This window comes from Sporosarcina cyprini, assembly GCF_022048975.1.
Lineage (GTDB): Bacteria > Bacillota > Bacilli > Bacillales_A > Planococcaceae > Sporosarcina > Sporosarcina cyprini.
Map to the genome: position 1 here is coordinate 1 of NZ_JAKMHX010000007.1, position 21,122 is coordinate 21,122.

24 protein-coding genes and 1 riboswitch are annotated in these 21,122 nt (G+C 45.8%); of the genes, 20 read left to right on the top strand and 4 right to left on the bottom strand.

The window, feature by feature from the left end; translation table 11 throughout:
- The first annotated feature begins 250 nt into the window (after nt 1–250).
- Nucleotides 251–355, top strand: a riboswitch (TPP riboswitch).
- 79 nt (nt 356–434) lie between these two features.
- The 14 genes from L7D49_RS00610 (at nt 435) to cydS (ending at nt 12,831) form a co-directional block, all read left to right on the top strand.
- On the top strand, nt 435–1,019 hold the full coding sequence (locus L7D49_RS00610; RefSeq protein ID WP_238078837.1) for a YkoF family thiamine/hydroxymethylpyrimidine-binding protein: 585 nt from the start codon (nt 435–437) through the stop codon (nt 1,017–1,019).
- Between the two features lies 1 nt (nt 1,020).
- On the top strand, nt 1,021–1,602 hold the full coding sequence (locus L7D49_RS00615) for an ECF transporter S component (RefSeq protein WP_238078838.1): 582 nt from the start codon (nt 1,021–1,023) through the stop codon (nt 1,600–1,602).
- Entirely contained in the window at nt 1,595–2,965 is a 1,371-nt protein-coding gene (locus L7D49_RS20290; RefSeq protein WP_238078839.1) for an ABC transporter ATP-binding protein, read from the top strand. The genes L7D49_RS00615 and L7D49_RS20290 overlap by 8 nt, the downstream gene beginning before the upstream one ends.
- Nucleotides 2,946–3,695 (top strand): energy-coupling factor transporter transmembrane component T family protein, encoded by a 750-nt coding sequence (locus tag L7D49_RS00625; protein WP_238078840.1) that lies wholly within the window; start codon nt 2,946–2,948, stop codon nt 3,693–3,695. The genes L7D49_RS20290 and L7D49_RS00625 overlap by 20 nt, the downstream gene beginning before the upstream one ends.
- 169 nt (nt 3,696–3,864) lie before the next feature.
- Nucleotides 3,865–5,058: an NAD(P)/FAD-dependent oxidoreductase gene (locus L7D49_RS00630; RefSeq protein WP_238078841.1), complete on the top strand. Its 1,194-nt coding sequence runs from the start codon at nt 3,865–3,867 to the stop codon at nt 5,056–5,058.
- Between the two features lie 30 nt (nt 5,059–5,088).
- Nucleotides 5,089–5,667, top strand: a complete 579-nt coding sequence (locus tag L7D49_RS00635; protein WP_238078842.1) for a hypothetical protein — start codon at nt 5,089–5,091, stop codon at nt 5,665–5,667.
- 14 nt (nt 5,668–5,681) lie between these two features.
- On the top strand, nt 5,682–7,079 hold the full coding sequence (locus L7D49_RS00640) for an MBL fold metallo-hydrolase (RefSeq protein WP_238078843.1): 1,398 nt from the start codon (nt 5,682–5,684) through the stop codon (nt 7,077–7,079).
- A 76-nt stretch (nt 7,080–7,155) separates the two neighbouring features.
- Nucleotides 7,156–7,509 (top strand): hypothetical protein, encoded by a 354-nt coding sequence (locus L7D49_RS00645; RefSeq protein WP_238078844.1) that lies wholly within the window; start codon nt 7,156–7,158, stop codon nt 7,507–7,509.
- A gap of 103 nt (nt 7,510–7,612) precedes the next feature.
- Nucleotides 7,613–8,656: an ATP-binding protein gene (locus tag L7D49_RS00650; protein ID WP_238078845.1), complete on the top strand. Its 1,044-nt coding sequence runs from the start codon at nt 7,613–7,615 to the stop codon at nt 8,654–8,656.
- Complete coding sequence (locus tag L7D49_RS00655; RefSeq protein WP_238078846.1) at nt 8,649–9,281, top strand: response regulator; 633 nt, start codon at nt 8,649–8,651, stop codon at nt 9,279–9,281. Before L7D49_RS00650 ends, L7D49_RS00655 begins: the two co-directional genes overlap by 8 nt.
- Nucleotides 9,282–9,438: 157 nt before the next feature.
- Entirely contained in the window at nt 9,439–10,215 is a 777-nt protein-coding gene (locus L7D49_RS00660) for a sulfite exporter TauE/SafE family protein (RefSeq protein ID WP_238078847.1), read from the top strand.
- A gap of 130 nt (nt 10,216–10,345) precedes the next feature.
- Nucleotides 10,346–11,692 carry a cytochrome ubiquinol oxidase subunit I gene (locus L7D49_RS00665; protein WP_238078848.1) on the top strand — a complete coding sequence of 449 codons (1,347 nt, stop codon included), beginning with the start codon at nt 10,346–10,348 and terminating at the stop codon, nt 11,690–11,692.
- Entirely contained in the window at nt 11,689–12,720 is a 1,032-nt protein-coding gene (locus tag L7D49_RS00670) for a cytochrome d ubiquinol oxidase subunit II (protein ID WP_238078849.1), read from the top strand. Before L7D49_RS00665 ends, L7D49_RS00670 begins: the two co-directional genes overlap by 4 nt.
- Nucleotides 12,721–12,732: 12 nt before the next feature.
- The gene (cydS, locus tag L7D49_RS20395; RefSeq protein WP_418895840.1) at nt 12,733–12,831 is read left to right on the top strand and encodes a cytochrome bd oxidase small subunit CydS family protein; all 99 of its coding nucleotides are present in this window, start codon (nt 12,733–12,735) and stop codon (nt 12,829–12,831) included.
- A 45-nt stretch (nt 12,832–12,876) separates the two neighbouring features.
- On the opposite strand, the gene L7D49_RS00675 is transcribed toward cydS, so the two are convergent.
- Nucleotides 12,877–13,782, bottom strand: coding sequence for an aminoglycoside phosphotransferase family protein (locus L7D49_RS00675; protein WP_238078850.1), 906 nt, complete (start codon nt 13,780–13,782; stop codon nt 12,877–12,879).
- Between the two features lie 80 nt (nt 13,783–13,862).
- On the bottom strand, nt 13,863–14,609 hold the full coding sequence (locus L7D49_RS00680; RefSeq protein ID WP_238078851.1) for a class I SAM-dependent methyltransferase: 747 nt from the start codon (nt 14,607–14,609) through the stop codon (nt 13,863–13,865).
- Between the two features lie 206 nt (nt 14,610–14,815).
- On the opposite strand from L7D49_RS00680, the gene L7D49_RS00685 reads away from it, so the two are divergent.
- The 6 genes from L7D49_RS00685 (at nt 14,816) to hepT (ending at nt 19,555) form a co-directional block, all read left to right on the top strand.
- Entirely contained in the window at nt 14,816–15,019 is a 204-nt protein-coding gene (locus L7D49_RS00685) for a hypothetical protein (RefSeq protein WP_238078852.1), read from the top strand.
- A 170-nt stretch (nt 15,020–15,189) separates the two neighbouring features.
- A complete protein-coding gene (locus L7D49_RS00690) occupies nt 15,190–16,263 on the top strand; it encodes a metallophosphoesterase (protein WP_238078853.1) in 1,074 nt (357 codons plus the stop codon).
- A 22-nt stretch (nt 16,264–16,285) separates the two neighbouring features.
- Nucleotides 16,286–16,768, top strand: a complete 483-nt coding sequence (locus L7D49_RS00695; protein ID WP_238078854.1) for an NUDIX hydrolase — start codon at nt 16,286–16,288, stop codon at nt 16,766–16,768.
- Nucleotides 16,765–18,573 (top strand): Zn-dependent hydrolase, encoded by a 1,809-nt coding sequence (locus tag L7D49_RS00700; RefSeq protein ID WP_336246353.1) that lies wholly within the window; start codon nt 16,765–16,767, stop codon nt 18,571–18,573. Before L7D49_RS00695 ends, L7D49_RS00700 begins: the two co-directional genes overlap by 4 nt.
- A gap of 171 nt (nt 18,574–18,744) precedes the next feature.
- Nucleotides 18,745–19,155: a type VII toxin-antitoxin system MntA family adenylyltransferase antitoxin gene (gene mntA, locus L7D49_RS00705; RefSeq protein ID WP_238078855.1), complete on the top strand. Its 411-nt coding sequence runs from the start codon at nt 18,745–18,747 to the stop codon at nt 19,153–19,155.
- Nucleotides 19,148–19,555 (top strand): type VII toxin-antitoxin system HepT family RNase toxin, encoded by a 408-nt coding sequence (gene hepT / locus L7D49_RS00710; RefSeq protein WP_238078878.1) that lies wholly within the window; start codon nt 19,148–19,150, stop codon nt 19,553–19,555. Before mntA ends, hepT begins: the two co-directional genes overlap by 8 nt.
- 148 nt (nt 19,556–19,703) lie before the next feature.
- Here hepT and L7D49_RS00715 read toward each other — a convergent pair whose 3' ends face one another.
- The gene (locus L7D49_RS00715; protein WP_238078856.1) at nt 19,704–20,471 is read right to left on the bottom strand and encodes an STAS domain-containing protein; all 768 of its coding nucleotides are present in this window, start codon (nt 20,469–20,471) and stop codon (nt 19,704–19,706) included.
- Entirely contained in the window at nt 20,458–21,120 is a 663-nt protein-coding gene (locus L7D49_RS00720; protein ID WP_238078857.1) for a cobalamin B12-binding domain-containing protein, read from the bottom strand. The genes L7D49_RS00715 and L7D49_RS00720 overlap by 14 nt, the downstream gene beginning before the upstream one ends.
- Between the last annotated feature and the right edge of the window lie 2 nt (nt 21,121–21,122).

The following is a 21,122-nucleotide window of genomic DNA, read 5'->3' on the forward strand; positions in this document are numbered from 1 at the left end:
AACGAACGCCAATAACTCTAGCTGAACGCCAATAAGTCGAAACGAACGCCAATAACTCTAGCTGAACGCCAATAAACCGAAACGAACGCCAAACCCCCATGCCAAAAACTAACTATCACTCCCAACTGCCAGCGTCCAGGTTCTCCTCTCAAATCATCAACAACTCACTTACTCAACAATCCGTCCTGTTTACATTCCCCCGCCCATATACTATACTGATGGCAATCATAAAATTGAAAACTACATACCGTTTCTGCACTAGGGGTGCCGTTTTTGGCTGAGATGTGAGCGTGGCTCCGATCCCTTATGACCCGATCAGGATAATGCCTGCGTGGGGAAGTGTAGTGACTTTCCCTTTGTTTGCAAATGGACAAGTGGCTACATCTCCTCGGATGTAGTCTCTTTTTTTATGAAAATTTCAAGGGGGTTTTTACATGCAATGTGGTACGAGTCCAATTGTCGGATTCCGGTTTTCGCTGTATCCGATGGCAGATGATTTTGTTTCGATTATTAAGGGGGCGCTGGAGGAGATGGATACGTCGGCTGTTTGGATGCATACGGATGATGTGTCCACGGTGATCCGCGGGAAGCAGGCGCATGTTTTCAATGTGGCGAAGGCACTGACGCTACACGCGGCTAAAAGTGGAAAGCACGTAGCCCTATCCGGCACGTTTTCTGCAGGCTGTCCGGGCGATAACGCGGGGGATGTCTATTTGGAGGTTGACGATGAATTATTGAATACGGATGACACGAAACAGTATGTGTCCTCGCAGTTTGCTTTGTATCCGATGAATAATCCTTCTTATATGGAGATCATCTACCGGGAAGTGGACCGTGCGAAGAAACAAGGTGTCTTTAATGAGTCGATGCATTACGCCAGCGGCATTCATGGTGATATTCATGAGGTGTTCGCGTTCTATGAAGAAGCCTTTACAAATGCGCGGTCTGAGGAGCATCGCCATCTTGTCATGACCGTGTCCATGAGCATCAACAGTCCTTCCCATGAAGGAGGGCGCTAACATGCTCGCTAAGTGGAAATTGAAAGAAGTCGTCCTGATGGCTTTATTTTCTGTCGTGTTCGGCATCGTCTATTTATTGTTTTTGCATGTCGGCAATATTTGGTCGGGCTTTATCGGGCCGATCGCATACGAATGGATTTTTGGCATTTGGTTTATCGTTTCAATCATTTGTATGTATATTATCCGGAAACCTGGAGCCGCTGTCATATCGGAAACCATTGCGGCGGCAATCGAAGTGCTTCTCGGGAATGCAGTCGGGCCGCGTTTAATATTATCTGGACTCATTCAAGGGCTGGGTGCGGAAGCTGCTTTTGCGGCAACTGGCTATAAGCGTTTTACCTTGCCGGTTCTGATGTTGGCGGGCGTTGGTTCCTCCATATTCAGCTTTGCCTATGGCTATTTGCTGGGCGGTTTTTCTGTCTTCCAACCTGGCTATGTGCTGTTAATGCTCGGCATCCGAATTGCGAGCGGTGCGCTCATTGCTGGTGCCGGCGGAAAGTTTGTTGTGGATGGTTTGCTTGCGACTGGTTCGCTTCGGGGCTATCCAATTGCAAGGGCTGTGAAGGGTGACGCGCGTGCATGAAGTTATTGCGTTCGATTCGGTAGGCTTTCGGTATCCGGATGAAACAGAATGCATAGTCAAAGATCTTTCGTTTTCCATTCAGGCAGGGGAGCGGGTTGTCCTCACGGGACCGAGTGGTTGCGGTAAATCAACGATACTTTATTTAATCAACCGACTGTATCCTGAAAACTGTGATGGCGAGTTGAAAGGCAGTATTGCGATATTTGGGAAAGACGCCAATGAATATGTCCCGGGCGAGGTAAATCGCCGAATTGCAACGGTCTTCCAAGACCCAGACTCTCAATTTTGCATGCGCACTGTCGAGGAGGAGCTGGCGTTCACTCTCGAAAATCTGCGGACACCGCGTTCTGATATGAATGGGAAAATAGCAGACGTATTGCGGCTAACAGAGCTGACAGAGTTTCGGGATGCCGTCATCCAACAGCTATCGGGTGGAGAAAAGCAACGGATCGCACTCGCTTGTGCATTAATTATGGAACCTGAAATCCTGCTGCTCGATGAACCACTCTCTCATTTAGATTCGCTTTCTGCTCAGTCCTTTGTCCGTTTGCTTGACCGATTGCAGAAGGAACAAGGATTTACGGTTATAGCCATTGAGCACCGTTTGGATTTATGGGGTGGTTTTTTCACTCGGGAACTCGTGCTTTACGGTCAGCCGCATGTGCGAGAAATAAAGAAGCGCACGCCTTCTGGACAAGATGAATGTGCTTTGAAGGTAGAGAAACTGTGTACATCCACCTTTCTCCAGCAAGCTTCATTTACACTTCAAAAGGGAGAAGTAGCTGTACTGGCAGGCGCGAATGGGAGCGGGAAATCAACGATGCTGAAAGCGCTCGCCGGTTTGATTCCAACAAAAGGGACTGTTGTTCCGAAAGCGCTAGGATATGTCCCGCAGTCTCCGGAATTTCTTTTTGTCTCCAAAACAGTGGAAGAGGAAATTGCTTACGGAGGAGGACAGAAGTCTCGTGAAATAATGGAGGCGTTGCAACTGGAGCCGGTAGCCCAGTCCCATCCGTTCGCGGTAAGCCACGGGCAGAAACGTCGTGTTGCCATTGCGGCTATGCTGTGTGATGGACGGGATGTTATTTTAATGGACGAACCGACCTCCGGCCAAGATGCCGTTTCGTTGCAGGAGCTGTCCCGCTTGATTGACGAAAGGGCCAGAGAAGGAACGGCATTTCTCATTGTCACCCATGATATGGAGTTTGCTTATGCGATTGCGGACCGTATTCTGTTAATGAAAGATGGGAGATTGACAGGTATGTTTCATTCGGACGATGTCTGGATAAAGCCGGAATTGCTGGAAGCCCACCGTTTGATGGCTCCGAAGGGAGTGGCTACATATGAAGCAAGCTTTGCATAAGATGAACCCTTCTGTGAAATTCCTTGTCATCACTGTTTGCATGCTAACATTGGCGTTTTTCTTTAATCCGTGGACGCCATTGATTTGCTGGGGAGGGGTAATCCTCTTGCAGCTTTGCTTCAGCACAATCGATTGGAAGAAGTGGCTGTTGTTCATGATCCCCTTTTTGATCATGTCATTTGGCTACTTTTGGACGACGATCGTTTTTGCGGAGGAGCGTACAGGTGCTGTTGTCTGGTCGGTGTTTCAGTATGACGTTACGAGAACACAGCTGGATCATGCGTTATCGCTTAGCTTCCGGGTGCTGGCATTTGCCGGGCTGTCTCTGCTTTTTGCCTTCACAACGGATCCAACTAAGTTCATCTTAAGTCTCATGCAGCAATTAAAGCTGTCCCCAAAAATCGCTTATAGTATTTTAGTCGGCTATCAATTCCTGCCTGTAATGAAAGAGGAATTCGTCCATATTCAGCAGGCTCATCGGTTGCGTGGCGCTGTTCGAGATAAGAATGCGATCGTCCGGCTATGGAATTTGAGGCGCATCCTTTTGCCGATGCTGGCGGGCGCCGTCCGGAAAGCGGAACGTTCGGCTTTTGCGATGGAAGCGAGAGGATTTACGGGAGAGAAGCGGCTGGCATTTTATCAAGTCGTCCGGATTGGCAAACATGATTTTGTCATGAGTGCGCTCTTCTTTTCCATTCTAGCTGCAGGATGTGCAGTAGCATTAAGGTAAATCCCTATCATATTCAGCACTCGGCGTGCAGATAAAGTGATCATAACTTTGTCTGCACGCTTTTTTTTGCTGCAATCCCTTTTAGGGGGAAACCCCTATACTTTGATTTTTCCGCCTACTCTACAATGTACATAGATAAAGTTACAACATGAAACAAGGAGGCGTTCACATGAAGACTTCATACAGAGTCGTCATCGTAGGTGGAGGATCCGCAGGGATTTCGGTTGCTGCCCGGTTACTGCGTCAATCGCAAGCATTGATGGGCGAAGTGGCCATCATAGATCCGGCAAAGAAACATTATTATCAACCGCTTTGGACATTGGTCGGCGGAGGAGCAGCGAAAAAAGAGGACTCGGAGAGGTCAATGGGAAGCTTGATTCCGCAAGGAGCCGTATGGATCCAAGATGCTGTCACATCCTTCAGCCCGGAGGAAAATGCGCTGACAATTGCAGAGGGAAATACCTTAACGTATGACTACCTTGTTGTGGCGAGCGGCATTGAAATTAACTGGAATGCGATCAAAGGATTGTCGGAGAACCTTGGCACGAAGAATGTATGCAGCAACTATTCTTACGAGCATGTCGACTATACATGGGAGACGATCCGATCGTTCAAAGGCGGCACCGCATTGTTCACGCATCCGGCTTCACCGGTGAAATGCGGCGGCGCGCCTCAAAAAATCATGTACTTGGCAGAAGATCATTTCCAGCGTTCCGATGTGCGCGACAAGACGAAAGTGATTTTCGGTTCAGCCAATCCTGCCATCTTTGATGTAGAAAAATATCGGCTCGCTTTGGAGAAGGTCGTGGAACGCAAGCAAATCGATGCCCGTTTCCGCCGAAACCTGATTGAAATCAAAGCGGATGAAAAAATCGCGGTATTTGAGCACCTCGATACACATGAAATAGAAGAGATTCCTTATGACATGATTCATGTAACACCATATATGCAGGCGCCAGCCTTCATCCGTACGAGCGCTTTGGCAGATGCCAACGGCTGGGTCGATGTTCATCCTTATACACTTCAGCATGTTCGCTATGCCAATGTATTTGCTCTTGGGGACAATGCGAATTTGCCGACATCGAAAACAGGGGCGGCCATCCGCAAACAGGCACCGGTCGTTGCCGAGAATTTGATCGCACTTATGCGCCAGCAGCCTATGCCAGCAACGTATGACGGCTATTCCTCCTGTCCAATTGTCACAGGCTATAACAAGCTGATCTTGGCAGAATTCAATTATGATAAACAGCCAGTGGAATCCATGCCGTTCAACCAGGCCGTGGAACGGACAAGCATGTATGTAATGAAAAAGGATTTACTGCCAATTATGTACTGGGACGGCATGCTGAAAGGAACGATGTAAACGATTCATCGAGGAAGGAGGATGACGGAGATGAAGAATGAAAATGCGCAGGAAGGCGGAGACTTGCTTCAATTGATGACGGAATTGGAACGGCCAGAGGTCCAGCAATCGCTCACATCACTTTTGAATAAGCTGCCTGAATTCGAAAAAAGCATCGACTCCATCGGGAATGCCGTCCAGTTTGGCAAAGCAGTTTTCGAGGATCAAACCGCGATTCAAAAATATGATCAGCTATTATCAACCTACAATCTGAATATAGAAACCATTACTGCGATGGTCGCATTGCTTGAAAAACTGCCAAAGCTGCTCAAGTTGATCGAACAGCTCGAAGAAATCATGGAATTTGTGACAGCTGTCATTCAGGATGAGCAATCTGTCGATTATTTGATGTCCAATGTAAAAGAGTATGCCGACCCATTCGTGCGAAAAGGGAAAGATGGCTTAACCCTCTTCGAGGAAGTGCAAAATCGAATGGAATGCAACCCTCAGAACGTCAAGCTTTTCTCACTTGTAAAATGGTTGAAAGATCCGATGGTGCAAAAGGGCTTGTGCTATGTGCAAGCAACGATGGAAGTTTTGAATGAACGTACACAAAAAAATAATGGATAGGGGATTGAACACATATGTTACTACGTTATTTTTATGATGAAAAATTAGCTCATGCATCTTATTTCGTCGGCTGCCAAGCCAAAGGGGAAGCGGTTGTCGTGGATCCAATGCGGAACATTGCACCGTATATTGAATTGGCCGAGAAAGAAAACATGAAAATTGTCGGCGCGTTAGAAACACACATCCATGCGGACTTTGTTTCTGGGTCCCGTGAACTTGCCGATCGCTTCGGAACGACTCTTTACATTTCAGACGAAGGCGATGCAGATTGGAAATATCAGAACATCGAGCATATTCCGCATCAGCTTTTGAAGGATGGCGATGAATTCAAGATAGGAAATCTCGTTTTCAAAACGATGCATACACCTGGCCATACGCCTGAAAGTATTTCATTCCTGCTTACGGACCGCGGCGGAGTTGCAGATGAGCCGATGGGCATCTTCTCTGGAGATTTCGTATTTGTCGGTGATATCGGCCGTCCGGACTTGCTGGAAAAAGCTGCAGGAATCCAAGGAACGTCCGAGTCTGGAGCGCAAGCGATGTATCAGTCTCTTAAAAAGTTCAAAGCGCTCCCAGATTACTTGCAAGTTTGGCCGGCCCATGGTGCAGGAAGTGCATGCGGTAAAGCGCTTGGTGCGGTTCCATCGTCAACAGTCGGTTATGAAAAACAATTTAACTGGGCCATGAAATTTGATAACGAAGCAGATTTTATTACCGCCTTGCTGGACGGCCAGCCAGAGCCGCCTTACTATTTCGCTGTCATGAAGCATGTGAACAAAGTGGGAATCGAATTGATTAAAAATCTGCCGGAAGTGAAGCAATTGAGTTCGTTGGCAGAGGTGGAAGCTGTCATCGCTGCCGGCCATCAGGTGCTAGATACACGGAAAGCGGACGAATTTGCGGCAGGCCATATGGAAGGGTCCATCAATATTCCATTCAATAATTCATTTGCGAACTGGTCCGGCTGGCTGGTGAATTATGAACAGCCGCTTTACTTGCTCGTTGATCCGGCTGATTTGGAAGAGATGCTGATTGCACTCCGTTCCGTTGGAATTGATAATGTGGTAGGGTATGCCGATGTGGAAGTATTGAAAGAAGCTTCTCAGCTTGAATCATACGAAAACATTACTCCGCTGGAAGCGAAAGAGATGATGGAGAACGAAGATGTGTATGTGATGGATGTCCGGAATAAAACAGAATTTGACGCCGGCAATATTGAACAGGCGCAACATCTCATGCTCGGTACTCTTCGCAAACGGTTGGATGAAGTGAAAGACGACAAAAAAATCATTGTTCATTGCCAAGCAGGAGGCCGGTCTGCAATCGCAGCGAGTGTCCTTCAGGCGAATGGCATTAAAAATGTAGTCAATATGGCTGGCGGTTACGCAAGATGGAGCAGGGAAGTTAACTAATCAACATAATGAATCATAGCCGCCAAGGTCACTCATTGCCTTGGCGGCTTTTCAGCACAGAGAGGAGGAACTGTGAATGGGATTTGTAGTTACCGTGCTCGCGAGCTTTTTGGCGTGGAGGCTATATGAACGGATTGCCCCGATATCGGGTGCTTCGTGTGTTGATGAGCCCCCGGAACAGACGGCCATTATTGACGTGCGGGATTATCAGCTAGCGGATCACGAGCCGTTTGAACAAGCTGTGAATATCCCATTTGCCTATTTGAAGAGAAATCTTGAAATGATTCCCGGCAAACAGGTCCATATTATTGCGGACAATTCGCTGAATCGAAATTTGAGCATCCGTTATTTGCGCAGAAAAGGCTATGGAGTTACAAGTTATACGCTGACTGAATGCCCATGTAAATCTTACTCGGCTCCCCGTTTTTGACTGCATCCGAGCCGCTTCTTACAGGTATCCATCCTACAACCAGTGCAGATGGATATGCTAAGATGAAGGAAGACAAGCATACGGAGGAAGGGGCCGGACGGTCATGATGGATCATATGAATTGGGGAAGCGAATACTTAGAACAGATATTCAGAAATATACAGGATGGAATCATCATTATGGATGATCGCCGGCAAATCCTCATGATGAATCCTTCGGCAAAGCGATTAACGGGCTGGGATCTGACGGACTCTGTTCCGTTCTGCTCTTTTTGCGAGCATCGCACAACGGGCCATGGGGAAAATCGATGCTATTTAATTGAGAATAATGAAGTCCCGTACTTCCTTTCTAAAATGCCGACGTATCACGGAAAGAAAATTGATGTGGAAATGAGTACAGCCCTCATCTACACAGATCCCAAGAACGACCGAAAGGAATATTTGCTTGTGTTGCGGGACCAAACGCTGCAATTGAAAGAGGAGGAAGCCCGCTTCTCCAAAATGATGATTAAGAAATTAATTGAAGCGAAGGAATCGGAGCATAAGCGGCTCGCTCAGGAATTGCATGATGGGGTAGGGCAATCCCTCTACTCCATCTCTGTTGCTCTGCAAGCGATCGAGTCCTATGTCAATAATCCGAAGCTCAATACGTATATAGAGGAAGTCCGGATGGAATTGCAGAAGGTCATGAACGACATTAAGATGTATTCCTATCAATTAAGGCCGCATAGCATCGATCAGCTGGGCATTGGGCCGACACTGAAGACGCTCATTGATTCGGTTCAGAAGCTTCATCCTGAACTCGACATCCAGTTTGAGACAAACTTCACAGATCGTTGCCATCCATCTGTTGAAATTAACCTGTACCGTGTGGTGCAAGAAGCATTGCATAACGTCATCAAGTACGCGTCAGCCAGCCATGTCATCGTTCATTTGGACAGACTGGATGACAACCTCGCCTTGTACATTCAAGATGATGGGATCGGTTTTGACATGGAATCGATTAAAAAAGAAGGCCTTGGTTTGAAACATATGCAGGAGCGGATCGATCAATTAGATGGCATTTACTCCATCCATTCAGCCCCAGGCGAAGGGACACGCATCGATATTCAAATTCCGAAATGGAAGGAGGGATACCTCTATGATTAAAGTGCTCGTCGTAGATGATCATGTGCTCATCCGGAAAGGAATCATCCTGCTGCTTGAAAACTACCGGGACATTCAAGTTGTCGGCGAAGCAGGTGATGGCGAGGAAGCGATCCAATTGGCTGTCCAGACACAACCGGATGTAGTGCTCATGGACATCTCCATCCCCAATGGACTGGATGGATTCACTGCCACGCAGGAAATCATGAAGCAGGTCAGCCACGTTAAAATTATTCTGCTGACGATGCACAACGAAATCGTCTATATCCAAAAAGGGATAGAAGTGAATGCGCATGGCTATCTGCTTAAAAACAGCCAAGGAAACGAGCTCTATGACGCCATCAAGTCAGTCCATAATGGCAAACGGTATTACAGTGTCGGCTTGCCGGAGGAGCAGCTGGAGAAGCTCTTTAAACAGAAGGGTAAGGAAAAAGGGGAGCTCTTAACTGTCAGGGAGCAGGAAATTGTCCGGTTGACCATCCTTGGATTTACGAATGTCCAAATCGGCAAAAAGCTTTTCATCAGCAGTAAAACAGTCGAAAATCATAAGGCGAACATCATGCAGAAACTGGAGCTGAAAGATAAGTCGGAGCTAATTCAATACGGGCTCGCAAATAAATACGTCTAACGACAAGAACCAACCATTCCTCGCAGAGGAAGACGGTTGGTTTTTCTTTTGCCCGGCTACCGTTTCTTTAGTGGAAAACCCCTATATGGGGCAGTCCATACCCGTTCTATACTAAGGATATAGATAGAAAGTTAGAACTGGTAAGGAGCTGAAAGCCATGGATTTCACATTTTTCATTGTCATTTTCTTGATCGGATTCATCGGTTCGTTTGTATCGGGCATGCTCGGGATCGGCGGATCGATCATTAAATACCCTATGCTGCTGTATATTCCGCCGTTGTTCGGATTGGCCGCCTTCTCGGCCCATGAGGTGTCCGGGATTAGTGCGGTTCAAGTATTCTTTGCATCCATTGCGGGTGTGTGGGCCTATCGAAAAGGCGGTTATTTGAATAAATCCTTGATCGTCTATATGGGGGGCTCCATTTTACTCGGGTCACTTGTCGGCAGCTATGGCTCCCAATTTCTCTCGGAAAGCGGCGTTAATATCGTCTACGGTATTCTCGCTTTGATTGCCGCGGTCATGATGTTCGTGCCGAAAAAGAAGATTGATGATATTCCGATGGATCAGGTGACGTTCAATAAAACACTGGCCGCGGTCTTAGCATTCATTGTCGGGATCGGTTCTGGCATTGTCGGAGCGGCTGGAGGATTCCTGCTTGTCCCAATCATGCTCGTTGTCCTCGGCATCCCGACACGGATGACCATTGCGACTAGCCTTGCGATCACCTTCATATCCTCCATCGGCGCGACCGCAGGAAAGCTGGCTACCGGCCAAGTCGATTATCTTCCTGCCGTTATTATGATTGTCGCGAGTCTTCTCGCAGCCCCGCTAGGAGCGAAAGCAGGCGGAAAGGTGAACACAAAGGTCCTGCAAGGCATTCTGGCTGTGTTAATCTTGGCGACTGCGGTCAAAATCTGGCTTGATATTTTGTAAGTCCGGGAGGGGAATCACCATGTATCGAAAACAGGAAAGACGGCTCATGATTCTCAGCTTTACGGTTGCCGTCATAATGCTGGTATCTATCATCGGCAGGATATTTGGAAGCTAAGGAGATGAAGGAAAGATGGTCAACGATTCTGCTGTATTCTGGAGTCGGGTATTAACCGAATTAACATTATCTTTTCATATCCTCTACGCAACAATAGGCGTCGGGGTGCCCCTGATGATCATGATCGCCCAATGGGTCGGCTTTAAAAAGAATGATGAACATTATATTTTATTAGCACGGCGCTGGGCTCGCGGATTTGTGATCACGGTAGCGGTCGGGGTCGTTACGGGAACAGCGATCGGCTTGCAGCTGTCCTTGCTCTGGCCGAATTTCATGGAATTGGCGGGACAAGTGATCGCTTTGCCATTGTTCATGGAAACGTTCGCGTTTTTCTTTGAAGCGATTTTCCTGGGCATCTATTTGTACACATGGGATCGCTTTAAGAATCAGAAACGCCATATGCTGTTGCTGGTGCCTGTCGCGATTGGAGCGTCCATGTCGGCCGTGTTCATTACCATTGTCAATGCATTCATGAATGCACCGCAAGGCTTTGATGTGGTCAATGGAGAGCTTGTTAATATTCAGCCGTTCCTTGCCATGCTGAATCCTGCGATGCCAACGAAAGTAGCGCATGTCCTCGTTACTGCATACATGACATCCGCTTTTGCTTTGGCTTCTATCGCAGCGTACCGGATGCTTCGTGGTTCAAAGCATGTGTACCATAAAAAAGCGCTTCATATGCTGATGAAGCTAGGGCTTATCTTTGCGGTTGCTGCCGCAGTCGTAGGTGATTTCTCCGGTAAATATCTTGCGGAGTACCAACCGGAAAAACTCGCAGCTGCAGAGTGGCATTTTGAAACAGAGAAAGGTGCGCCGCTCATTTTGTTCGGTATGACAGATGGGGAAGAAGTGAAGTATGCATTTAAAATCCCATATGCACTGAGCATCTTGGCACATAATAATCCAACAGCTGAAGTGATTGGACTCGACCAATTCCCTGCGGATGAAGTGCCCCCTCTTTATATTCATTATCTGTTTGATCTGATGGTAATGATCGGCATGTTCCTGCTGTTCGTTGCGCTCGTCTATCTCGTCGGAAAATGGCGGGGCTGGAAATGGATTTCGAGCAAATGGTTTACAAGAACGATCATTGCAGGCGGCCCGCTCGCATTGCTCGCCATTGAGGCCGGCTGGTGGCTCGCGGAAGTTGGAAGACAGCCTTGGATTTTACGCGGCTATATGAAAACAGCGGAAGGGGCAACAACAAGCGGAGGTGTAGACTTGATGCTCATTGCTTTCGCGGCATTGTACCTCGTCTTGGCGATTGGCAGTATTGTCGTGCTCATCCGGATGTTCCGCCATAACCCGATTGAACGGGAAATTGCAGAACGACATGTGACAGAAGAAGGTGGACGATCATGACATTAGAGATATTGGGTATTACGGTGTTGTGGCTATTCTTATTCGGCTATGTCATCGTCGCTTCAATCGATTTTGGAGCTGGCTTCTTCAATGCGTACAGCTTGTTGACAGGGAAGAATCATATTTTGACTAATGTCATCAAGCGGTACCTTTCCCCTGTGTGGGAAATTACCAATGTGTTTCTGGTGTTCTTCTTTGTCGGAGTCGTCGGTTTCTTTCCGAAAACAGCGTTTTATTACGGTACTGTGCTGCTCATTCCGGTAAGCGTTTCGTTGATCCTCTTGTCGATCAGAGGCAGCTACTATGCCTTTGAATCATACGGCTCGAAAAAGGGATATCACAAAGGATATGCTCTTGCGTATGGCATCGCCGGTTTATTGATTCCCGCCTCCTTGTCGGTTGTCTTCACTATTTCAGAAGGCGGTTTCGTCTCCTTGATCGAAGGACAGCCAGTATTGGATTATGACGCATTGTTCAAGAGTCCGCTCACTTGGGCGATTGTCGTTTTGAGCGTCATGGCGGTCCTCTATATTTCCGCTGTGTTTCTAACTTGGTATGCAAGGAAAGCGAACGATTCCCGGGCATCCGACCTCATGCGGAAATACGCCTTGATCTGGGCGGGTCCTCTCATGATCAGCGCAGTGGGGATCATCGTGGAATTAAAGCGAAACACAACGCAGCACTACGAACGGATGGTAGATGTTTGGTGGCTGTTTGCCATTTCGGCAGGGCTTTTCCTCGTCACGGTATTGCTTTTATGGATGAAACGTAAATATGGGCTCGCGGTCTGGCTGCTTATTTTGCAATTTGCATTGGCGTTCTTTGCCTATGGTATTTCACACTATCCATATTTGCTGTATCCGCATTTGACCATCTACGACAGCTTTACAAACGAGGCAATGGCCATTTCGCTCGTCGTGGCCTTCATTGCAGGCCTTTGCTTATTAGTTCCATCCCTCTATCTTGTCATGAAGCTGTTCTTGTTTGACAAGGAGTATGTAGCAGGGAAGCAGGATGAACATGTGTGAGGTGAAGCGGATATGAATCAATTCATTATTTTCTATGCACCGTTCATTGTAGTCGCACTATCGATTGCTGCTGCATTTTACGTAGCACCGAAAAGCCGGGATAAATATTAAAGAAAAAGGAAGAGGGAGAAGCGGAAATCTTGCTCCCTCTTCCTTTTATTCATACCACTTAGGTTTTAATCTGCTAAAGTAATCATGATCTTCTAAATACAAATAAACTTTATCTAACATCTCATTCATCTGGTCTGGAATTGTTTTTGTAGTCCATACAACAGTTGAGAAAACGCACATCGCTAAGTAAAGTGCATACAGCATCCAGAAATCTTCATCTGGTTCTTTATTGTCAAAATAACCTCTGATTTGTCCTATCGAAAAGGGAATGCTAACTCCTCGGCTGAAAATACCTATCTTAAGAAATTCATGAATAGGATCTCCCCAATCATAGCTGCCAAAGTCTATAGTTCCAGCGAATTTTTTATTAGTCACAATGATATTTCCAAGGTGAAAATCATCATGTTGAAATAAGTTCGGGCGTTGTTTCATGAGATGGATATTCTCATCAATAAAACTCATTATTTTTTTATCGTGATTTACCTTAACCTGACCAGCTAAGTAAGCATCTATATATTTTTTATGCTTTTCAGCTTTTCTTGCATACCATGAGGAAATATGACTTGGGGCAGTTAATTGGTGCATTTTTCTTAATTCTTTTCCCGCCTCAATACCAAGATTATATTGTTCTTGTTCTGAGTATTTTAGGATTTCATCCTCCGCATCCTTCCCCTCTAAGTATGAGGTGATCAAATATCCTCGATTACCTACCTCGCCTATCGAAATCGGTTTTGAACAAGTTACGTTATAATCCTGCATTCTTTCCAAAATAGAGTACTCTTTTTTCTTTAATTCCAACACTTGTAAATCAAACATCCGAAGTAGTAGTTTATTTTTACCGTCTTGCATGTGTATTAGAAATTTTTCATCTGAGGAAAAACCCTTTTTAATTTCAATAACCTCTTTACAATTAATTATTGTAGGAATCTGTTTTATTAATGTTTTATTCACTCCCTCACCCCTGTTGTTCATTTATGAAATCAATTCAACGAATTCAAGCTCGTATATTTCTTGAAAGAACTTACTAGCAGTTAACCTTTCTTCACTTTAATCCGATACGCTAAACAATCAGAAAGAGGTGCTACCGGATGATAGACCCACTCATCGTAATCCATCTTGCCGCCGGGGAAAATCCCCGTAATGTGCAGGCCAGCTTCACGGCAAAGGCTACTGATCTCTTCAATTGTATAGCAACGCAACGATTGGGTGACAGGCTCATCGGGACTGTCAATAGACCACCACGTATCGAGCATGCGGCCGTTTTCATCATCATACTCGTATCTTCGGCTGGCGCGATCCAAATTCATTTCCTGGCCGGCCGCCTTTTGCCAATGCGTCGGCTGATAGATATCGATTAATGCACAACCATCCTCTTTGATCCAACTGGCCATTCGTTTCAGAAGGAAAAGCTGTTCCTCGTCACTGCCAACACCAAACCCATCGAAGTAGCCAACGACATCAAATCGTTCTTCAAAATCATATGTGTAAAAATCACCTTGGTGAATCGTAATGGTTTCAGGAGAGCGGCTTTTTGCGAATGCAACCAATTCCGGCACGAGCTCCAACGTTGTCATTTTCACACCCCGCCGGGAAAGCCCCCTTGCGAGGATGCCGCTGCCCGCTCCGATTTCGAGCATTGCATCAAACTGCCTTCCAACCTGCTCTTGCACTTCGTCGACTTGTCGTTCAATATCTTCTTTCATTCGGTCTTCCATGCTGGAGTCAAGCCATTCAAACTGTTTTTGATAAAAGGGGAGTACCCATTTGTTTGTTGTCATTTTCATTCCTCCTGTAAGTTGGTTCGAATTACAGAAGGTGCTTTATATTGCGGATGCCCATATGTGCTCGCTTATCTCAGATTAAGTTTACCTTACTGCAGTGTACTAGTCATTCTAAATTATGGATGTGATAAAATAAGAGGAAATGGTTTGAACGTTACACAGAGTGGAGTTATTTGAAATCAGTAATGAATAGGTGGTTTTGTATGAGTAAAAAAAGAATAGTGAAAAAAGAAGAAAGTGGATTTAGGAACTATGGAGAAGAGTTTGGGCAAGACGAAAATTTCTTCTTTATTGCAGGCTTAACAAAAGGAGGAGTTCCATATGGCATCACATGGGAAGAAGCCTTCGCCCAAGGTCTGGTAGATGACGAAGAGAAGAAAACATACGAAATACCTTTACCTTTTTGAACATGGGATGTTTATTATGTTGATAGTTTATCCCAACTTTTTGTTTTGAAGTCAAAATAGGTATGGAACTAAGGGGAGATCTAATACTTCCTCTCGTTTTTTTAAGTAAGAAAATGAACATTTAGATGTGATAGAATTGTAGGTAAATAGAAAAAAGGGGAAAGACCATATTGATAGATATAAGAACATTAGAATTGGATGAAAACAGAAGGATCATCATTATTTCAGACATCCACGCAAACTTGCCTTTATTCAAAAGACTGCTCGGAAAAGTGAACTATACGCCGGAAGATTACTTGTTCATCAATGGAGATCTTTGCGAGAAGGGGCCAGATAGTCTCGCTACGGTCGCCTACGTGAGAGAGCTGTCGGCAGCATCGGATCGTGTTTTCATTACGAAAGGCAATTGCGACATTGTTCACCGTTATGTATTCGATCATGTCGAGGGCATTCGCAACTATATGGCCAAACAGCCCTATTCTATTTTGAATGAAATACTTGTGAAGCAGGATAAACAACTGGATCACTTTTCTACATTGGAAGAGCTAGGAGAGTTCTATCAGAACCATTACGGCGAAACGCTTGATTGGTTGGAAAGCTTGCCTGTTGCGTTTGAGACAGATGAATTCATACTCATCCACGCGGGAGTGGAGAACCGTCCCGATTGGCAAAATACTAGCTTGGCGAATGCCTTATCCATGCCATCTTTCTATGAACAGGGGCATATGGCGGATAAGACTATCATTGTCGGGCATTGGCCGGTCGTTAATTACAGAGCGGGTGCCATTAGTTCCAATTCGCCAGTCATTGACGTCTCTAAGAAAATAATAGCGCTCGATGGAGGAAACTGTATAAAACGGGATGGCCAGCTGAACGCGCTGATCTGGAAGGGCAACGATACTGCTCATGTATTTGTGGATGAGCTGCCAGTTGTGGAAGTCAAGCTAGCCCATCAGGATCAAACGGGTAACTGCGGAACTGTCACATATCCGAATTATGAGGTGCAAGAGCTGCAAAGAGATTCATATTTTACCTTGTGTGAAAACAAAAACTTAGGCATCCAGCAATGGGTGAAGAACGAATATATCGTAAATGGCATGTGCAAAAGCGATGTCAGCACGACGTTCCTCAGCGTAGAGCGGGGGGAGTGCGTTTCTATTGTGAATGAAACATGCGAAGGCTTCACACTCGTCAAGAAGGAAGACGGGAGCGTCGGATGGATACCAAAAGAATGCGTTGAATGATGAAAAGGAAGGGGATGGGGATATGGCAATGCCAACACATATCGTAGCTGCAGGAGGAATTGTAGAAGACAAAGAGGGCAATATTTTGCTCGTCAAAACGCAACATGGAGGCTGGGTTTTTCCCGGAGGACAAGTTGAAGTGGGGGAAAATGTAATGGATGCCGTCCGCCGGGAAGTGAAGGAGGAGAGCGGCATTGATATTGAAGTAGTGAAGCTTATTGGGGTTTATTCCAATACGGGCATACATAAATGGTATGACGGGGTGACAGACGTGCCAACGAAAGTGATGATGGATTTTGCATGCAATCCGATTGGCGGCGAGCTTTGCACTTCTGAAGAGACTTCCGATTGCCGATGGGTGCGAAAGGAGCAGGTCCTCGACTATGTTACGGGGCCGGCTTATCGAACCCGATTCCAAGCGTATCTCTCGTTTGACGGGAATGTCAGATATATGGATTATGTCACGCATCCCGAATTTGAAGTGAAGCTGGATCGAACCGTATGACGATCAAACAAGCGGCGGGGAATTCAGCCGCTGAGCGAAATTTGCAATGGAAACGCAAAGGGAGCATCCTCATTTGGGGACTTGTACTAGTTGGAACAATGCTTCTCCTCCTAAGCCAAGTACTCAGTTATCTAATTGTAAAATTACTGCCGCTTGGGGTTATCTGTATCGCGGGGTTTAGTTTGCATAAGTGGATGTCGTCCTATTCGGCTAAAAAACTTCCATTTGAGAATTGGCTGCAAGTGGAGTTTCCAGAAAAAATCATCCTACTCCGGACATGGGGATTTGAACTCGTGTTTGCTCTTATTCTCCTTTCGTTGGGAGCTGATCCAATTAAAGATTTGATGGAGCTGAAAACACCTGTTTATCAGGTCAATTCTCTCTTTTTGGAGCTAGCCATTCTTTTTGCCATTCTATCCGTATTGCCGATGTTCATTTATTATGCGATCGATAAGTGGAAACGCTCCTCCTCTGAGGAACAGCTCATGACAATAAAGAAAAGTGAGGCTGAGACAATGAATGAATTTCTTTATGACCGTTTGATGGTGGATTACGATGAAACCTTATCGTCTGGAGGAATAGACGGAAAACGGCTCGCACACCGTTTAAGTGAGCTTTCGAAGATTGGACAGACAAAAGACAGAGGAGTGGACCGGCCCGGATTTTCCACAGAGGAGAAGGACGCGAAATACCTCGTGATGAACTGGATGAAAGAGGCTGGCTTGGACGTCAGGGAAGACGGCGTCGGCAATATTTTCGGACGCTTAAAAGGCAACGATAAACATCGGGTCATATTATCTGGCTCTCATGTCGACAGTGTGCCAAACGGCGGGAATTTCGACGGACCGCTTGGCGTAATTGCGGCATTAGAAGTAGTGGAGGCGTGGAAGTCATCGGGATACCATCCGGAAAAATCCTTTGAGGTCGTCATTTTTTCGGATGAAGAAGGGTCGAGATTTGGTACGGGCTTGACAGGAAGCCACGCTATGGTCGGGAAATTAAACCCGGAGGATACCGCTCGTTTAAAAGATGCAGAGGGCAAATCTTTTGAAACCGTGATGGAGGAATACGGCAGCTCATTGGAACAAGTATGGCAAGCGAAACGTGATATTCGTGAAATCGAGTTGTTTGTGGAAGTACATATTGAACAAGGAAAGAGATTGGAACAGAACCATTTGCCTGTCGGTATCGTCAAGGGGATTGCTGGGCCGGTATGGATGAACTTCACCTTTGACGGCGAAGCAGGGCATGCGGGGAATACACCGATGGATGACCGGAGGGATCCTGTTGTAGCAGCTGGCGCATTTGTTCATCAGCTGGCGGAATTGCCGAGACGTTTTAGTGAAACGGCTGTCGCGACGGTCGGTAAACTGAATGTCTTTCCAAATGGCATAAACGTTATTGCACAGAAAGTTGAGTTGACTGTGGATGTACGAGATATATTGCTGGAAGAACGGAAGCAGCTTGTGGAGGCGATCATTGAAACAGCCCAGTCGGCAGGGAAGCAATTTAATGTCAGCGTGACTTATGAAGAGATGCTAGCAGTCGATCCGCTGTTAATTGATCCACAGCTTACATCAGGCATCAAAGAGTCGATTGCGAGTTTTGACGTGGAGCCGATGGAATTGGTAAGCGGCGCGGGGCATGATGCCATGGTGGTAGGCAGGGAAGTACCAGCTGCCATGATTTTTGTGCGGAGCAAGAAAGGGATCAGCCATAATCCTGAGGAATGGACTGACTTGAACGATTGTGTGATGGCTGTTCATGTTTTGAAGGATTTTATTGAGAAAAGAATGGCGCAATAATAATAGATAAGGGATACAATCGAAGCAGAAGCAAGGAGTTTTTGGATAGGGCCGCGCAGTGGCTAGTTTTACAAAGGGATTAGGAGTTATAACATTTATGCGTAGGTTTATCAAAGAGTAAATGCGATTTGTTTGGCTAAGCCTTATACTATGGAAGAGGACGGTGATTGCATGTTATCAGAAGAAATTAGGCAACAGCTAGTCGATACAATCAATGAACATCTGACGACGGATTTCATTATTTTGTTCGGATCGTTCTCCAAAGGAACTGCACGCCAGGATAGTGATATAGACGTTGCTTATTTCAGCCCTCAAAAGTTATCATCGTACGAAAAGTTTATTCTTGCTGGCAATTTAACTTCTATTACCGGACGTGAAGTTGATTTAGTCGATCTTAAACAAATCGATACTGTGTTTACAATGCAAATCTTCTCTGAGGGTGAGCCTATTTATATAAGAGATGAAAATCAATTTACTCTACAGAAAATGCGTGCGTATAGTATGTACGCAGCATTAAACGAACAGCGCGCTCCAATCATCGAGGCCATCAAAGAGCGGGGAAGTGTGTTTGGCGATGAATGATGTCATATTAAACAAAATAACTACAATTGAACGTTGTATGAAACGCATTCATGAGGTATACCAAGGCAACCCTGAAAATTTAACTGATTTTACGAAGCAAGATAGTATAATATTAAATATTCAGCGTGCTTGTGAGGCAAGTATTGATTTATCAATGCATATCGTCAGTGAACGTAAATTAGGTGTGCCGAAAGTGAGCCGGGATGGGTTTAGGCTATTACAAGAAGCAGGTCTCATTGAACCGGATTTAGCAAAAATATTAATGAATATGGTTGGCTTTCGAAATATCGCTGTCCATGATTATCAAACGTTAGAACTTGATATTTTACAGGCGATTTTATCAAAGCATCTTGATGATTTTAAGCTATTCACCAAGGTGGTTCTGCAGCTTGAATCCTAATAGAAGTTATCGATTAATACAATTTGAATTCATAAAAAAGACGACTAAGAGAACATGATTCTTAGTCGTCTTTTTGAATGTAAGTCACGATCTGCAAATCATAGCAGAGGGGGAGGAGTCATCAAGAAAAGTGAACCTTGGTATGTAGTCAAGGATGCTGGACAGCCAGAAGGTTCTCCATAGCCGACTTTAACGATTTCATAAAACGGATTTCCAAAGTGAATTCCATATCGTTCCACTCTTTTACATGCTGTGGATGAAGTCCGGCGATTATGACGTTAAAGCCTAACAGCTGCAATACTTGTAACAAAGATTCAAGCCCCTGCAAGCCACTTTGCTCAATATGCCCGACCGCAGTGAAATCCAAAATCAGTGTCTCCACTTCCGAAAGATAGGCACGCTGGGTCAATTTGGCGGCGATCAATTCGGTTTTTGACTGATCGAGCCCGCCATAAATGGGAATTAAGGCGATAGAATCGGTTACTTCAATAAATGGAGAGGACAACTTAATATTCTCATGCAACAGCTCTTCTGCATTTTCTTTCGCCTCAAGAAGTTCAAAATTTGTCTCGTTCAGTCGGGATCGCAGATTGATCAGCTGCTCGCTTACTTTTTTCACAGCTTTGTCTTTCTCAAAAATGAGTACTTCTCCAACTTCTCCTTCCGACCAGGCTACATACAGGTCTGCCAGAACAATGCTGCCGGAACTGGAGAGGACATTGATTTCTAATGCTTTGACGGGTTCGAAACGAAGGAGGTTCATGACCGCCTTTGGCCGGCTCTCTTCTTCGATGACATCGAGGATGGTATGGGCGCTGGCTAACACTAGCCTTGCTGTTTCGTTCGCTTTGATGATCTCTAGTTTTGCGTTAATGGCAAAGATGGGGATGGCTAAGCCGGTCTTAAGAAAAGGCATTGATGGTTCCCACTCCTTTTTGTGCGAATGCGAGCCACCGATGAAGCTCCCTAAGATTCGACATAATGATTACTTGCCCTGGGGCCGCTTCCTCTTCGATATGGATATGGGGAGCCATCCGGCCTCCAATCAATACGGTTGGCTGGCCGGCTGTTTGGGAAAGCACTTGAACGGACTTTTTCAACATCGGAAGCCTATAGGAAAGTGCCGCCGACATGGCAATTACATCCGGCTGCCAGGCGTTCGCTGCGGTTTCTGCATGCCGCAAGGGAAGATTGGGACCTAAATACCGCACACTCCAGCCGAACTCTTGAAAGACGGCGGATGCCATTTTGAGTCCAATATAATGCTCTTCTCCTTCCACTCCGAAAAGCATCACTTTTTTCCTGTTTTCTTGTTCCATTGAGGAAGACCTGAATTCGAAATCCGAGATAATAAAATCACAAATGGCGGTTGCTAGATGTTCATCGGCAACCGTGATTTCATTGCGCTCCCACAACTTTCCGATGTATGTCATGGCAGGCGTCAACAAGTCTTCGTATAGTGTGAGCCGATCATTTTCTGTCAGAACAGTGTGGATATGTGTTATGGCCAACTGTTCTTCTCCACTAAGAAGCAGATTTGCCAATTTGATGGAATGATCGCTCATTC

Excerpts from the sequence above, each read along its gene's own strand:
- L7D49_RS00625 (WP_238078840.1), top strand. The coding sequence starts at position 2,946 with ATGAAGCAAGCTTTGCATAAGATGAACCCTTCTGTGAAATTCCTTGTC.
- L7D49_RS00610 (WP_238078837.1), top strand. The coding sequence starts at position 435 with ATGCAATGTGGTACGAGTCCAATTGTCGGATTCCGGTTTTCGCTGTAT.
- L7D49_RS00700 (WP_336246353.1), top strand. The coding sequence starts at position 16,765 with ATGACGATCAAACAAGCGGCGGGGAATTCAGCCGCTGAGCGAAATTTG.
- L7D49_RS00650 (WP_238078845.1), top strand. The coding sequence starts at position 7,613 with ATGATGGATCATATGAATTGGGGAAGCGAATACTTAGAACAGATATTC.
- L7D49_RS00680 (WP_238078851.1), bottom strand. The coding sequence starts at position 14,609 with ATGACAACAAACAAATGGGTACTCCCCTTTTATCAAAAACAGTTTGAA.
- L7D49_RS00655 (WP_238078846.1), top strand. The coding sequence starts at position 8,649 with ATGATTAAAGTGCTCGTCGTAGATGATCATGTGCTCATCCGGAAAGGA.
- L7D49_RS00630 (WP_238078841.1), top strand. The coding sequence starts at position 3,865 with ATGAAGACTTCATACAGAGTCGTCATCGTAGGTGGAGGATCCGCAGGG.
- L7D49_RS00665 (WP_238078848.1), top strand. The coding sequence starts at position 10,346 with ATGGTCAACGATTCTGCTGTATTCTGGAGTCGGGTATTAACCGAATTA.
- L7D49_RS00685 (WP_238078852.1), top strand. The coding sequence starts at position 14,816 with ATGAGTAAAAAAAGAATAGTGAAAAAAGAAGAAAGTGGATTTAGGAAC.
- mntA (WP_238078855.1), top strand. The coding sequence starts at position 18,745 with ATGTTATCAGAAGAAATTAGGCAACAGCTAGTCGATACAATCAATGAA.
- L7D49_RS00615 (WP_238078838.1), top strand. The coding sequence starts at position 1,021 with ATGCTCGCTAAGTGGAAATTGAAAGAAGTCGTCCTGATGGCTTTATTT.
- L7D49_RS00645 (WP_238078844.1), top strand. The coding sequence starts at position 7,156 with ATGGGATTTGTAGTTACCGTGCTCGCGAGCTTTTTGGCGTGGAGGCTA.
- L7D49_RS00635 (WP_238078842.1), top strand. The coding sequence starts at position 5,089 with ATGAAGAATGAAAATGCGCAGGAAGGCGGAGACTTGCTTCAATTGATG.
- L7D49_RS00695 (WP_238078854.1), top strand. The coding sequence starts at position 16,286 with ATGGCAATGCCAACACATATCGTAGCTGCAGGAGGAATTGTAGAAGAC.
- cydS (WP_418895840.1), top strand. The coding sequence starts at position 12,733 with ATGAATCAATTCATTATTTTCTATGCACCGTTCATTGTAGTCGCACTA.
- L7D49_RS00720 (WP_238078857.1), bottom strand. The coding sequence starts at position 21,120 with ATGAGCGATCATTCCATCAAATTGGCAAATCTGCTTCTTAGTGGAGAA.
- hepT (WP_238078878.1), top strand. The coding sequence starts at position 19,148 with ATGAATGATGTCATATTAAACAAAATAACTACAATTGAACGTTGTATG.
- L7D49_RS00715 (WP_238078856.1), bottom strand. The coding sequence starts at position 20,471 with ATGCCTTTTCTTAAGACCGGCTTAGCCATCCCCATCTTTGCCATTAAC.
- L7D49_RS00640 (WP_238078843.1), top strand. The coding sequence starts at position 5,682 with ATGTTACTACGTTATTTTTATGATGAAAAATTAGCTCATGCATCTTAT.
- L7D49_RS00660 (WP_238078847.1), top strand. The coding sequence starts at position 9,439 with ATGGATTTCACATTTTTCATTGTCATTTTCTTGATCGGATTCATCGGT.
- L7D49_RS00670 (WP_238078849.1), top strand. The coding sequence starts at position 11,689 with ATGACATTAGAGATATTGGGTATTACGGTGTTGTGGCTATTCTTATTC.